At 66.5% G+C, this 12,603-nt stretch carries 14 protein-coding genes; 2 read left to right on the forward strand and 12 right to left on the reverse strand.

Features of this window, described 5'->3' with window-relative positions; all coding sequences use genetic code 11:
• Window positions 1–26: 26 nt before the first annotated feature.
• The 7 genes from WNB94_RS08345 to WNB94_RS08375 form a co-directional block, all read right to left on the reverse strand.
• Entirely contained in the window at window positions 27–1,253 is a 1,227-nt protein-coding gene (locus WNB94_RS08345; RefSeq protein ID WP_341389635.1) for a GGDEF domain-containing protein, read from the reverse strand.
• A 107-nt stretch (window positions 1,254–1,360) separates the two neighbouring features.
• Complete coding sequence (locus tag WNB94_RS08350) at window positions 1,361–2,797, reverse strand: DUF3138 family protein (RefSeq protein WP_341389636.1); 1,437 nt, start codon at window positions 2,795–2,797, stop codon at window positions 1,361–1,363.
• Window positions 2,794–3,600, reverse strand: coding sequence for an ABC transporter permease (locus WNB94_RS08355; protein WP_341389637.1), 807 nt, complete (start codon window positions 3,598–3,600; stop codon window positions 2,794–2,796). The genes WNB94_RS08350 and WNB94_RS08355 overlap by 4 nt, the downstream gene beginning before the upstream one ends.
• Window positions 3,597–4,490, reverse strand: a complete 894-nt coding sequence (locus tag WNB94_RS08360) for an ABC transporter permease (protein ID WP_341389639.1) — start codon at window positions 4,488–4,490, stop codon at window positions 3,597–3,599. The genes WNB94_RS08355 and WNB94_RS08360 overlap by 4 nt, the downstream gene beginning before the upstream one ends.
• A gap of 12 nt (window positions 4,491–4,502) precedes the next feature.
• Complete coding sequence (locus tag WNB94_RS08365; protein ID WP_341389641.1) at window positions 4,503–5,645, reverse strand: ABC transporter ATP-binding protein; 1,143 nt, start codon at window positions 5,643–5,645, stop codon at window positions 4,503–4,505.
• Between the two features lies 1 nt (window position 5,646).
• Window positions 5,647–6,723, reverse strand: coding sequence for a polyamine ABC transporter substrate-binding protein (locus tag WNB94_RS08370; protein WP_445819048.1), 1,077 nt, complete (start codon window positions 6,721–6,723; stop codon window positions 5,647–5,649).
• Window positions 6,724–6,900: 177 nt separating this feature from the next.
• Window positions 6,901–7,719 carry a gamma-glutamyl-gamma-aminobutyrate hydrolase family protein gene (locus tag WNB94_RS08375; RefSeq protein WP_341389643.1) on the reverse strand — a complete coding sequence of 273 codons (819 nt, stop codon included), beginning with the start codon at window positions 7,717–7,719 and terminating at the stop codon, window positions 6,901–6,903.
• 50 nt (window positions 7,720–7,769) lie between these two features.
• Here WNB94_RS08375 and WNB94_RS08380 point away from each other — a divergent pair, with 50 nt between their 5' ends.
• Window positions 7,770–8,099: a hypothetical protein gene (locus tag WNB94_RS08380; protein ID WP_341389644.1), complete on the forward strand. Its 330-nt coding sequence runs from the start codon at window positions 7,770–7,772 to the stop codon at window positions 8,097–8,099.
• A gap of 16 nt (window positions 8,100–8,115) precedes the next feature.
• Here the strand turns inward: WNB94_RS08380 and infA are convergent, their stop codons facing one another.
• Complete coding sequence (gene infA / locus WNB94_RS08385) at window positions 8,116–8,370, reverse strand: translation initiation factor IF-1 (protein ID WP_341389646.1); 255 nt, start codon at window positions 8,368–8,370, stop codon at window positions 8,116–8,118.
• Window positions 8,371–8,475: 105 nt separating this feature from the next.
• On the opposite strand from infA, the gene WNB94_RS08390 reads away from it, so the two are divergent.
• Window positions 8,476–9,780 (forward strand): MFS transporter, encoded by a 1,305-nt coding sequence (locus tag WNB94_RS08390; protein ID WP_341389647.1) that lies wholly within the window; start codon window positions 8,476–8,478, stop codon window positions 9,778–9,780.
• A gap of 20 nt (window positions 9,781–9,800) precedes the next feature.
• Here WNB94_RS08390 and WNB94_RS08395 read toward each other — a convergent pair whose 3' ends face one another.
• From WNB94_RS08395 to WNB94_RS08410, 4 genes are all read right to left on the reverse strand, one after another.
• Window positions 9,801–10,847 carry a virulence RhuM family protein gene (locus WNB94_RS08395; RefSeq protein ID WP_341389649.1) on the reverse strand — a complete coding sequence of 349 codons (1,047 nt, stop codon included), beginning with the start codon at window positions 10,845–10,847 and terminating at the stop codon, window positions 9,801–9,803.
• Window positions 10,848–11,027: 180 nt separating this feature from the next.
• Window positions 11,028–11,924 carry a GIY-YIG nuclease family protein gene (locus WNB94_RS08400; protein WP_341389652.1) on the reverse strand — a complete coding sequence of 299 codons (897 nt, stop codon included), beginning with the start codon at window positions 11,922–11,924 and terminating at the stop codon, window positions 11,028–11,030.
• A 22-nt stretch (window positions 11,925–11,946) separates the two neighbouring features.
• Window positions 11,947–12,201, reverse strand: coding sequence for a helix-turn-helix domain-containing protein (locus tag WNB94_RS08405; protein ID WP_341389654.1), 255 nt, complete (start codon window positions 12,199–12,201; stop codon window positions 11,947–11,949).
• Between the two features lie 52 nt (window positions 12,202–12,253).
• Window positions 12,254–12,583: a hypothetical protein gene (locus WNB94_RS08410; RefSeq protein ID WP_341389656.1), complete on the reverse strand. Its 330-nt coding sequence runs from the start codon at window positions 12,581–12,583 to the stop codon at window positions 12,254–12,256.
• Window positions 12,584–12,603: the final 20 nt, after the last annotated feature.

Consider the following 12,603-nt stretch of genomic DNA (forward strand, 5'->3'; position numbering starts at 1 on the left):
ACACGGCCTGGCTGGACGCCTGAGGCTCACACCACCCGCAGCAGTCCGCACGGAGAGGCGCCCAGGTGCACGCGATGGCGTCCACCGCGCTTGGCTTCGTACAAGGCGGCGTCGGCCTGGTCCAGCAAGGTGCGACGGGCCAGGTGGCCATCGGGGCGGCACACGGCCACACCGATGCTCACGGTGACATGGGCCGCGACGTTCGAGGCCGGGTGCGGCATGGTCAGGTCGTCCACGGCCTGGAGCATGCGGGCGGCCATGGCCCGTGCGCCTGGCTCGTCGGTGTCGGGCAACAGCATCACGAACTCTTCGCCGCCGTAGCGGGCCACGAGGTCGGCGGGACGGCGCACCACACTGGCCAGCGCACCGGCCAGGCGGGCCAGGCAGGCATCGCCTGCCGGGTGCCCCAGGTGGTCGTTGTAGGCCTTGAAGTGGTCCACGTCGATCATCAGCAGGGCCACCGTCGCCTGGGTGCGGCGAGCGCGGTCCCATTCGCGGGCCAGCGCTTCGTCGAAGGCCCGGCGGTTGGCCAGGCCGGTGAGGCTGTCGCGGCGGGCCTGGTCGGCCAAGGCCTCATTCAGGCGCTGCACTTCCTGGCGCTCCAGCTCCAGCAGCACCGACTGGTAGAAGGCCATGCGGTCCTTGTCTTGCCGGATGGCTGCCACGAACAGGCACACCACCACCGTCAGGAGGTAGTGACCCGTCACCAGCAAGGCATCCTGCGGCCGCACGGCCCAGGGCAGCACCACCAACGCCAGACACCCCAGCGCGCAGCCCCAGGTGGCCGCGCGCAGGCCCAGGTGCAGGCCCAGCGAACCCACCACACACACCAGCAGGGCCATGTGCACCGCATTGACAGCGAGCGCCTCGTGATGCATCAACAGGCTACTGCCCAGCCGTGCCGCCAAGATGCAGCCAAACAAGGACAACACCCAGCGCTCGAAGTGGGCCTGTCCGCTGGGCCGAAAGCCCCAACGCAAGCCCAACATACACAGGCCGAAGCACACCAGTTCGGTCAGCCAGAACACCCACGCGTCATGGGGCGTGAAGGCAGCGTGGTAGTTCCACCAAGTGAAAGAAATGAAGCCCGCGAAGGCCATGAGCAGTGCTGGCCACCACACCAGCACCAGCCGGGCAAATTCGCGTTCGCGCTGGGCCGCGTGGTGCGCCCGCAGCGCGCCCGGCACAGGCTCCAGCCAACGCCGGTGGCGCAGCAGCGACTCGATGTCTGCTTTGGAGATGCCCTCCAGCATGTTGGACTACCTTGGGTGAAGAGGCCCGCACGGCGCACGCCCCATGGTCTGATGTTAGGCCAAGCCCGCCCTGGTGTGTCGCCCGTTTGACCTTGGATTGAGGGGGGTCAGAAGCTCACGACCACGGCGGTGCCCAGCACCTGATTGCGGTCGTGGCCCTGACCCGTGCGGGTGTCCACGAAGATGGGGTCGGTGGCCCAGTCCAGCCGGTACTCCAGCTTGATGAGGGTGTTGAGGTCCCAGCCGAAGTTCAGGCCCAGTGACAGGGCCGTGCGGTTGACACCGCGCTGGCCACGCGTCCCGGGCAGCGGCGCCGCCACCTCATAAGCGCCATCGTTCAAGAGGTAAGCCAGGGCGGGCCGGCCAATGCCGTTGAAGGGGTCTTGCTCGGCATAGCCCAGCAGGCCACCCCCGTTTTTGCGGTTCCAGAGGTGGTCCAGCCGCACCACACCTTCCAGCCGGGGGGTGAATTTGTGGGCCAGCAAGGCCGACAGGCCCTGCCAGTAGGCGTCGCGCAGGTCGCCGGCGCTGCCGCCGATGGCGGCGTCTTTCTGGCGGCCGATGCTGAACTGCCCTTGCAGGGCCCAATCGCCACGGATGAAGTACGCGTCCACTTCAAACAGGTCGACGCGGCTGTCACCCTGGGCGTCGGGGTGCGGGTTGACGGCCATGCCGTGCACGCCGGCCAGGCCAAAGCCCTGGAACTCGCCCCGGGCATAGTCCACGCGGTAGGCCAGCACCGGGGCCTGCTCGCCATCGCCGCGTCGGCTGGCGTTCATGTTGGCCAGCATCGCCCTCGACCACCACTTGCCCCGGGTGATGTCCAGCCCCACGCCGGTGTAATAGGTGGGCAAGGTCAGGTCGAACAGCAGGTTGTGGGTGATGAGCTTGTTGAGGTGGGGCTGCAGGTACTCGTAGCCCGACCAGTCGGGCACCATGCCCGCGATGAGGCGGGTCTGCAAGTCGGTGATGGGCAGCGACACCCAGGCCTCGTGCACGGGTGAGCTGCTGCCTTCGGCCACGGCCATGAGGCTGCGCTGAGGCGCCAGGGTCAGGCGCCAGCGGGTGCCGCTGTCCATCTCTTTGTGGATCTCCAGGGCGGCCATGCCCAGGTAGGAATCGTCGTAGGTGTAGCCGCTGGCCGAGACCGGGTCCAGGAAGAGAAAACCGGCCTGATGGCGGCGCTGGTTGGCGATCCAGGTGGGGTCGGCCCAGCCACTGACCTTCAGCCCCCGAAAGCCCATCATTTCGCGGGTGTCTTCCAGGGCCTCGGTCTTGACGGCGATGCGGTTGAACTCGCGCTGGGCGTCGGCCTCGCGCTGGAGCTGGGCTTCAAGCAAGCGCTCCAGCTCGGCCACCCGGGCCTTGAGCGCGCGCAACTCATGCAAGAGGGCCTGCGGCTGCACGCCCTCTTGTGGGGCATCTGACGAGGCATCTGGCGGGGCCGCGCCGGCCGCGGAGGCCGTGGGTGCCGCGCATGCGCACAGGGCGGCCGCACAGGCCAGGGCGCGCAAGGCGGGAAGGATGGGGGTCGTGGGGATCAAACAGGCCTCCGTCGAGCGTCTTGTCGTGCCAGCCAGTACGCCGCCAGCACCACACCCACCGCCACCACGGCCAGCACCACGGTGGCCAGGGCATTGACGCTGGGGTCCAGGCCCTGGCGTGCGCGTGCAAACACCACCAGCGGCAAGGTGGTGGCGCCGGGACCGGCCAGGAAGGCGGCCAGCACGACATCGTCCATGGACAGGGTGAAGGTCAGCAGCCAGGATGACAACACCGAGGGCCACAACTGGGGCAAGGTCACCAGCCGGAACGCCTGCCAGGGCCTGGCACCGAGGTCCAGCGCGGCTTCTTCCAGGCCGGGGTCCAGCGTGCGCAGGCGGGCCTGGATGAGCACCGTGGCGTAGGCCATGCCCACCAGCAGGTGCCCCAGCCAGATCGTCATCCAGCCACGTTCGGGCCAGCCGCTCAGGTGCTGCACCGACACCAGCATCAACAGCATCGACAGGCCCAACACCAGGCGGGGCAGCATCAGCGGCGCGCTCAGCAAGCCCAACAGCAGGGTGTGGCCAGCCAGTTGAGGATGGCGCACCAGGGCCAGGGCCGCCAGGGTGCCCAGCAGCGTGGCCCCGGTGGCGGTGCACAAGGCGATGCCCAGTGACACCACCAGCGCCCCCAGCAGTTCGTGGTCGTGGGCCAGCAGCTTGAACCAGCGCCAGGTGAAGCCGCCCCACTGCCCGGGCAAGGTGGTGTCATTGACGGCGGCCAGCACCAGGGCGGCCACCGGCAGGTACAGAAAGGCCAGCACCAAGGCCATCCACAGGCGTACGCCCCACGGCATGCTCATGCCCACCTCCGCGCGTGTCGCCATCCGGTCAGCACGCTGACCAGCCCGCGGCGACTGAACCACGCCAGCGGCACCAGCGCCAGGGCCAGCAAGGCCATGGCGGCACTGGCGGCCATCGGCCAGTCGTTGTTGGCAAAGAAGTCATCCCACAACAGGCGGCCAATGAGGTGGGTTTCAGGGCCGCCCAGCAGGCTGGGGATGACGAACTCGCCCACACAGGGCACGAACACCAGGACGCCGCCGGCCAGCACACCCGGGCGCGACAGCGGCCAGGTGACCAGCATGAAGGCCTGCCAGGGCGTGGCCCCCAGGTCGGCCGCGGCCTCCAGCAGCCGACGCTCCTGACGCACGAGGCTGGCATACAGGGGCAGCACCATGAACGGCAGGTAGGTGTAGACCAGCCCCAGCACCAGCGAGAACGGCGTGTACAGGTACTGCCCGGGCATGGGGATCCAGCCCAGCCAGAGCATGGCCTCGTCCACCCGCCACGCGTTGAGGGCCTGGGCCAGCCAACCCCCATCGTTGAGCAGCCCCTTCCAGGCGTACACGCGCAGCAGCACCGAGGTCCAGAACGGGGCCAGCACGGTCATCACCAGCAAGGGCTGCCACCGGCGGTCGGTGCGCGCCATGCCCCAGGCACAGGGGTAAGCCAGCACCAGGCACACCAAGGTGGTGAGCGCCGCGTAACACAGGCTGTGCCACAGCGTGCGAAGGTACAGCGGGTCTTGCCACAAGGTGGTGTAGTGCCGCCATTGCCAGGCGCCGATCGCATCCCACCCCGGCAAGCCCGCCTCGACAGACGACAGGCTGATGCGCGCCAGGATGAGCAAGGGCAGCAGGCCGAAGATCACCAACCACAACAGGGGCAAGCGGACGAACAGGCGCAACATGCGTGCCCCCCCTCAGGCCTGCGGCAGCACGGTGGAGGCGAGCACCGGCCACCAGGCATGGGCCGGCTCACCCGGTTGCAGCGCCTCCTGGCCGGCGGCCAGACTCGCCCCCTGCCGGATCTGCAGCTGACGGCCATCGTCCAGGGCCAGCACATAGCGGGTGCTGCGCCCCATGTAGACACTCTCTCGCACCGTGCCGTGCACCCGGTAGACCTGGGCCTCGGCGCAGGCGGCAGGCACCTGTCGGGCCAGGTGGATGTGCTCGGGCCTGACCAGCACATCCACCCGCGCCCCCGGCGTCAGCGCCACGCCGGGTGGCGAGCCCGCCGAGGCGTCCAGGCGGTGCTGCAGCACCCCGCAATCCACCGCCAACGCGCCCGACTCGTCTGCGCGCACGCGCCCTTCCATGAGGTTGACCTCACCGATGAAACCGGCCACGAAACGCGAGGTGGGGCGCTCGTAGACCTCGCGCGGGCTGCCCACCTGCAGCAATCGGCCCTGGTGCATCACGCCGACGCGATCGGCCATGGCCATGGCCTCTTGCTGATCGTGGGTGACCATCAAACAAGTCACCCCCACCGCGCGGATGATGGCCAGCAACTCGGCCTGGGTGGCCTCGCGCAGGGGGCGGTCCAGGGCGCCCAGGGGCTCGTCCAGCAGCAACAGCCGGGGCTCGCGCGCCAGGCTGCGGGCCAGGGCCACCCGCTGTTGCTGCCCGCCAGACAACTGCGAAGGTTTGCGCCGCGCCAGGGGCTCCAGCTGCACCAGACGCAACAAACTGCTCACGCGCTCGGCCACCTCGGCCCGGGGCTGGCCGGCGCGGCGCAAACCAAAGGCGATGTTGTCCCACACCGTCAGGTGCGGAAACAGCGCATACGACTGGAACATCATGTTGACCGGTCGCTCATGGGGCGCCAGACCGGCGAGGTCTTGCCCACCCAGCACCACGCGGCCAGCGTCGGGGGCGTCCAGACCCGCCAACAGGCGCAGCAGCGAGGTCTTGCCACAGCCCGATGGCCCCAGCAAGGCAAAGACTTCGCCCTGGCGCAAGCGCAGCGAGACATCGTCGACCACCGTCACCGACGCCCCCTCAGGCCCCGGCAAACGCCGCGTCAGGCCCTCGATGCTCAGGTATGGCGGCGCGAGCTCAGACATCTCACATGCCGGTCTTGAAGGTGGTGAAGATGCGTGTCATGCGGCGGCGAATGTCGTTGTTGACCACCACGGGGCGCGCCATCTTTTGCATGACTTCCTCGGGCGGGTACACCGTGGGGTCGCTGATCACCTCGGGCCGCACCAGCGCGCGCGCGGCCACATTGGGGTTCGCAAAAAACACCTTGTTGGTCAGCGAGGCGTGCACATCGGGCCGCAGGATGTAGTTGATCCATCGGTGGGCGTTGTTCGGGTGCGCCGCATCGGCCGGGATGACCATGACGTCCATGAACAGCACGCCACCATTGCGGGGAATGAGGGTTTCGATGCGCTGCCCGGTTTTGCCCTGCTCGGCGCGAAAACGCGCGATGTTGAAATCGCCCGAATAGCCAAAGGCCATGCACAGCGAGCCATTGGCCAGGTCGTTGATGTAGCCTGACGAGCTGAACACGGTCACGTAGGGCCGGATGGTCTTGAGCAGCTCGGGCACGGCCTGGTAGTCGGCCATCTGCCGGCTGAAGGCGGGCTTGCCCAGGTAATGCAGGGCCGCGGGCACCACCTCGGTGGCCGAGTCGAGCACCGACACGCCGCAACGGCGCAGGCGGCTGATGTACTCGGGTTTGAACAGCAGGTCCCAGGCGTTGTCGGGCATGGGCAGATCACCCAGCGCGGCCTTGACCTTGTCCACGTTGATGCCGATGGTGGTGTAGCCCCACAGCCAGTTCACCATGTACTGGTTGCCCGGGTCGAGCTCGGCCATCTGGGCCTGCACGGCCGGGTCAAGGTGCCTCAGGTTGGGCAGCTTGGCCTTGTCGATCTTTTGCAGCAGGCCGCCATCGAGCTGCATGCGCGCCCAATAGGACGTGGGCACCACGATGTCATAACCCGTTTTGCCCGCCACCATCTTGGCGTGCACGATTTCGTTGCTGTCGAAGTTGTCGTAGCGAACCTTGATGCCGGTCTCGCGTTCGAAGTTGGCGATCGTGTCTGGCGCGATGTAGTTCGACCAGTTGTAGATGTGCAGCACCTTCTCTTCTTCGGCCTGCGCCAGGGATGGCAGCGCACTCCACAGGCAGGCCAGCAGGCCGAAGCCCAGGCCCAGGCGCGTGAAGCGGCGACGGGGGATCGATCGCACGACGGAAACCTCTCTGCTTTGTGTTCAGTGCCAATGCTCGTGGCCCGACACTGTAAGCCAGCCAGGCCCCGGATGGGCACCCGGGCCATCACCTGCTTGAGGGTGGAGACGGCCAGGCGGATGTCAGCGTCGGCTGGCCCGGTGGCTGACGCAGGCGCGCCCAAAGGCCTCAAACAGGCGACGCGACACCGGGTTGTGCTCGGCACGCCACTCGGGATGCCACTGCACGCACAGGTTGAAGCCCGGGGCGTCGGGCGCGGTGAAGGCCTCCACCACGCCGTCCGGGGCGCGGGCCTCCACACGCAGGCCCGGGGCCAGATCGCGCACCCCCTGGCCATGCAGGCTGTTGACCATCACCCCGCCACAGCCACGCCCGGCGTCCAGCACCTCGGGCGGCAGCCCCTCCAGGATCTGCGCCAACAGGCCCCCGGGCACCGGCGTGACGGGGTGCGCCAGGCCAAACTCTTCGTCCACCGGCAAGGTCTCATCGCTGCGGTGGTCCATCAGGCCAGGCTGCTCGTGCACCGCCTGGTGCAGCGAGCCCCCCAGGGCCACGTTCACCTCCTGGAACCCCCGGCAAATGCCCATCAGGGGAATGCCTCGCGCCAGCGCCTCGCGGATCAGGGGCAGGGTCCAGGCGTCGCGGTCGGGGTCCAGCGGCAGCGAGGGGTCGTGCACGCCTTCGCCAAAGTGACTGGGGTGCACGTTGGAGGGCGAGCCCGTCAGCAGCACGCCATCGGCCACGTCCAGCAGGGTGCCCAGTTCGTCCACCAAGGCAGCAGGCACCACCAGCGGCACGGCGCCGGCCAGGCGCACAGCCTCCACGTACTTGCGGCTGACCACCTGAAAGGGCAGGCGCTCCAGCTCGCGCTGGCACGAGGGCAACAGGACGACAGGGGGGCGGTTCAGACCGCCGGTGCGGTGAGGGGTCGGTGTGCTCATGACCCAGGATAGTGCAAACACTGTGCCATCGGCCAGCGACAATCGGGGGCATGAGCCCACCATCGCCCGCCGCACAGCCCGCGCCCCTGCAGTTCCTGGTGTTCGACGTCAGTGAGGGCACCGATGGCGTGCACACCTTCGACGCGCTGGCGTCGGTGCAGGCGGATCAGCGGATGGCCCTGGCGGCCGAAGCCGAGGTGGTGCGGCGGTGGTGCCGCATGGCGTTTGCGCAGGGGCCCGGGCCGCTGGAGGACGGCCACCCCTGGGACGAAGACCTGCATTGGCAGACCGAGGGCGCATGGCACACCCTGAGCCTGTCGGTGACGGGCACCGACGCGTTCGCGCAGGCGTTCATGGACGCCTGGCTGCACAGCGAATGACGCCGCAGGATGGGCGTCAGTTGCGGCGCGGCGGCGGGGTGTAGCCGGTGCGCTCGAGGTGACGGAAGGTGATGCGGCCCTTGCTCAGGTCGTAGGGCGACATCTCCAGCGACACCTTGTCACCCGCCAGGATGCGGATGTGGTGCTTTTTCATCTTGCCCGAGGTGTAGGCCACGAGCTGGTGGCCGTTTTCGAGCGTGACGCGGAACCGCGAGTCCGGCAGGACTTCGTCCACCACGCCTTGCATTTCAATGAGTTCTTCCTTCGCCATGGTCTCTCCAGTGGGGCCCAGCACCATGGGGTCACGCAGGAATGAAAGCGGTGCTGTCAGGCCGGCCGTCCTGCCGGACGGAACCCGGCATTGTAACATCGGGGGATGTCCCCCGTGAACCAGGCCACTGCGGCCCCCGCGCCCCACGACGCCCCCTCGCCTGGCGATGCCCAGACCATTGGCCTGGTGGGCCTGGCGCACGGGATCTCGCACTTTCACCACCTGCTGCTGCCCACGCTGTTCCCGGTGTTTGCCCACGAGTTCGGGCTGAGCTTTGCCGAACTGGGCCTGCTGATGACGGTGTTTTTTGCCGTCTCGGGCATCGGCCAGACCGTGTCCGGTTTTGTGGTGGACCGGCTGGGCGCGCGGCCTGTGCTGTTTGCCGCCCTGGCGTGCTTCGTGGCCGCTGGCGTGTGCACGGCCAGTGCCGGGCTGATCGGCAGCCCTTACGCCGGCCTGGTGCTGGCGGCCGTGCTGGCCGGGGTGGGCAATGCGCCCTTCCACCCGGTGGATTTCACCATCCTGAACCACCGTGTGTCCTTGCCCCGGCTGGGGCATGCGTTTTCCATCCACGGCATCAGCGGCAACCTGGGCTGGGCGCTGGCACCGGTATTCCTGATCGGGCTGCAAGGCCTGACGGGCAGCTGGCGCGTGGCCTGCCTGGCCGCCGCCGGGATGACGCTGGTGGTGATGGCTGTGCTGTGGTCGCGGCGCGCTGCGCTGGACGACCGCGCCGAAGCGGCCACGGCACCGCAAGCCACCCACCGCGGCCAGCCCGACCACGCCACCGGCCAGCCCCCCTTGCGCCTGGGCGCCCTGCTGGCCATGCCCACGGTGTGGCTGTGCTTCTCGTTTTTCTTCTGGTCCACCGCCGCCTTGAGCGCGGTGCAAAGCTTTGCCAGCCCCGCGCTGCAGCAGCTCTATGGCCTGCCCGCCGGGCTGACGGCCTTTGTGGTGACCGGCTTCATGCTGGCCGGCGCGGCCGGCATGGTGCTGGGCGGCTTTCTGGTGGCGAGGGTGCAGCGGCTGGAGCGCACCATCGGCGCGGCCATGGCGGCCTCGGCCGGGGTGATGGTGCTGACCGCCACGGGCGCCCTGCCCCCGCTGCTGGCCGCCGCCGGCGTGGCCCTGGCGGGTTTTGGCACCGGCCTGGCCGGCCCCTCGCGCGACATGCTCATCAAACGCGCCACACCCGCCGGCGCCACGGGCCGCGTCTATGGCCTGGTGTATTCGGGGCTGGACCTGGGCTTTGCCGTGTCAGCCCCCATGTTCGGACACTGGATGGACCATGGCCAGCCGGCGTGGATCTTTGGCGGCGCGGCGGGGGCGCTGGTGTTGGCGATCTTGTCGGCGACGTGGGTGGGCGGCCGCGTGAGCATGGCCAGCGCGCCCAAAGCCAAGACGGCATGAGCGCGACAAGTACCCGTCGTTCAACGCCGCTTGGGCTTGGGCAAGGCCTTCGCGGCCTCTTCCAACGCCCGCATGCTTGACGCTTCGCCTTCGGCCTCCAACAGCGCCCTGCGTTGGGCCGCGAACTCTTCGTATTGCGCTTCAGCGTGGGCATCGGCCTGCTTCTTGGACACCTTGCCTGCACCCTCCAGCACATCGCGTTCGTTGAACTTCAAGAATGCATCGAGCTTGTCAGCCCAGTCTTTCAAGAACACCTCTTTGCGACGGCGCGCCTGGTCTTCTGCAAAGTCCAGCCACATCGTCACGATGCGATTGAGCTCGCTCACCTCGTGCTCGTTCAAATAGTTCTTGGCCACCGTCACGTCGGCCTTCTGCACGCTGCCCGACTTCCAGGTGGTCAGCCCCATGTTGGGTGATGCGCTGTTGGCACGCTGCGCAATCAGCTCTGCAGCGGTCTTGCCTGTGACGGTGAAATGCAGCTTGTTCTGGATGACCTGGAAGAATTGGGTGGTCTCAGGCAGCGACGGCGAGTAGTCGGCCGCCATCGCAAAGATCTCGCGCACGCGCAGGTACATCCGGCGCTCGCTGGCGCGGATGTCGCGGATGCGCTCCAACAGTTCGTCGAACCGATCCGGCACAGCCGAGCCCGCCACAGGAGGATTCTTCAGGCGCTCGTCATCCAGCGTGAAGCCCTTCACCAGGTATTCGCGCAGGCGCTCGGTGGCCCAGCGGCGGAACTGGGTGCCGCGTGAGGAGCGGACGCGGTAGCCCACGGCCAGGATGGCGTCGAGGTTGTAGCACTTGACCAGGCGCCGCACTTGCCTGCCGCCCTCAGATCGAACCTGTAAGCCATCCTTACAGGTTGCCTCCACCGTGATCTCGCCCTCGGCATAAAGCGCCTTGAGATGCAGCGTGATGTTCTGTGGCGTCGTCTGGAACAACTCAGCCATGCCGGCTTGAGACAGCCAGAGAGTGTCATCCACGAGCCGGCATTCCACGCGGGTTCGGCCGTCCTCGGACTCGTAGAGCAGAAACTCGCCTGGCACCGGAGTCAAATCACCAGACATGCCAGTATCCTCCCAGACTAAGGACCGCCAGTAGTGCTCGACTCAAAAAGGCCAGGGGCGCGATGCCGCTGCCCTTCATTTCGATTTCAACAGCGCGCATGCTCATCTCTTGTGGCTTTGGGATCTTCTCCTGGCGCACTGAGGTGTACGAAGGGGAGAAGTCATCAAACGGGCCGTCTGTCAGGTAACAGCCTCTAACTCTTTGAGAGTCGTTCCGTTGGCGTCTTTCCATGCGGTAAGTCCGTTGGCATGACCTCCATGAATGACTGCCGCTGCAGCACTCGGACTGGCGAACTCGACGTCCTTGACAAAGGCCAAGTGATCGGAGCTCTCAATCAGCGCACCTTCGTCTTTGAGTTTCTGGCGAAGATTTCGGGTCCAAGGCCACTTCTCTGAAGAGGGGCGCTCGGTTAGCACAGCCTCAGAGCCCTTTTTCACCAAAAACCCCGCAGCTGTTCTTTGGCCGGTGGCTTTGACACCTTTGATCTCGCAAAATAGTGGCGGGCTTACAGCGGCATCAGGCGTTGTCGCCCCCGTCACCGGAACAAGCAGGTCGATGCCCAGCACCGGCAGGAGTTGGTTGACCTTCTCTAGGAAAACTTCCATTTCCCATCGATCTGACTCGGGCAGCTTTGAGCCGCTGCTTTGGCTATTTGTCACGACTGCTCGACCTGCTACTTTGGCGGCCTCAAGCAACTTGCCTTCCAAGTAGCGAATATGAGCCTTGGTCAGGTTTTCATCTTTGCTGACAAAAAAGGTAACCTGATTCCAGAAGTCTTTGTCGTTGTGATGCTTGATCCTGTCTCGGATGCACTCGGCTTCACCAATGTAGATCGCAGGTCGACCCGTTTCTGGGTCATCGCCAGTGAGCAAATAGATGCCCGATTTTTCGGATTCATCTCGGGACAGCAGCCCTTCAAACTCGGTACGTGGCCCGGATACTGCTTTTCCTGTCCAATTAGAAAGCTCTGCCGTTCGTAGGCGCTTTGGATCGCCATGAACCAAAAATAGCTTGATCGTCGCTGTCGCCACTTTCCCCTCCGATTTGTGCCTGTAGCCACCATACGGCTCGTTCAAATTACGTTACCAACCGAAGGCGTCATGCCTGGCTCCGCTCACGACGCAAATCATCCAGCATCCCGCCGGGCTGCGTGGGCACGATGTCCAACTCCATGTCCAGCACAGCCAGCACGGCCAGCAGCTTGCGGGCGCCGAACTCGGCACCGCGCCCGCGCTCGAAGCGAGACAGGGATTCAGGGGTGATGCCCGCCTGTTTGGCCACCACCTGCTGACGCAGGTTCAGCGCCTTGCGGCGCTCGGCAACGGCTTCACCCAGTTCTTGGAGGGTTTGCATTTGACATTTATATCAAGAATTCCCACAGATGAGAAATATCTTGACGTAAAAATCAATTTTTGTCGGGTGACTTGGCAGAACCCTTGAACCGCTCTGGCGTGTAGACATTGCCCTCGCGTTTGACCCCGGCGCGTGGCGGGGTGGCAGCACCATCGCGGCTGCGCTGGCGCAGTTCATCGAACATCTGCTGGGCTTGTCGGCGTGACGAGCGTCCGTAGCGCAATTGTTGCCACAACTGCTTGGCATGGGCCTCGACGCGGCCCCAGACCCGCCAAAAAACGCGGTCCAGGCGGGCTCGCCGTTGCGGGCCCACAGCCAGGCGCACCAGCAAGGCCACGCACACCGCCGCCACCAGCACCGCCAACACTTGCTCGAATCCCATCGCCCGCGCTTTCAAACGTC

It is taken from the genome of Aquabacterium sp. A3, assembly GCF_038069945.1.
In the GTDB taxonomy this organism is placed as follows: Bacteria; Pseudomonadota; Gammaproteobacteria; order Burkholderiales; family Burkholderiaceae_C; genus Aquabacterium.

Bases quoted from the DNA above. Each gene is read 5' to 3' on its own strand.
- WNB94_RS08345 (WP_341389635.1), bottom strand. From the start codon at position 1,253: ATGCTGGAGGGCATCTCCAAAGCAGACATCGAGTCGCTGCTGCGCCAC.
- WNB94_RS08355 (WP_341389637.1), bottom strand. From the start codon at position 3,600: ATGAGCATGCCGTGGGGCGTACGCCTGTGGATGGCCTTGGTGCTGGCC.
- WNB94_RS08360 (WP_341389639.1), bottom strand. From the start codon at position 4,490: ATGTTGCGCCTGTTCGTCCGCTTGCCCCTGTTGTGGTTGGTGATCTTC.
- WNB94_RS08365 (WP_341389641.1), bottom strand. From the start codon at position 5,645: ATGTCTGAGCTCGCGCCGCCATACCTGAGCATCGAGGGCCTGACGCGG.
- WNB94_RS08375 (WP_341389643.1), bottom strand. From the start codon at position 7,719: ATGAGCACACCGACCCCTCACCGCACCGGCGGTCTGAACCGCCCCCCT.
- WNB94_RS08380 (WP_341389644.1), top strand. From the start codon at position 7,770: ATGAGCCCACCATCGCCCGCCGCACAGCCCGCGCCCCTGCAGTTCCTG.
- infA (WP_341389646.1), bottom strand. From the start codon at position 8,370: ATGGCGAAGGAAGAACTCATTGAAATGCAAGGCGTGGTGGACGAAGTC.
- WNB94_RS08390 (WP_341389647.1), top strand. From the start codon at position 8,476: ATGTCCCCCGTGAACCAGGCCACTGCGGCCCCCGCGCCCCACGACGCC.
- WNB94_RS08395 (WP_341389649.1), bottom strand. From the start codon at position 10,847: ATGTCTGGTGATTTGACTCCGGTGCCAGGCGAGTTTCTGCTCTACGAG.
- WNB94_RS08405 (WP_341389654.1), bottom strand. From the start codon at position 12,201: ATGCAAACCCTCCAAGAACTGGGTGAAGCCGTTGCCGAGCGCCGCAAG.
- WNB94_RS08410 (WP_341389656.1), bottom strand. From the start codon at position 12,583: ATGGGATTCGAGCAAGTGTTGGCGGTGCTGGTGGCGGCGGTGTGCGTG.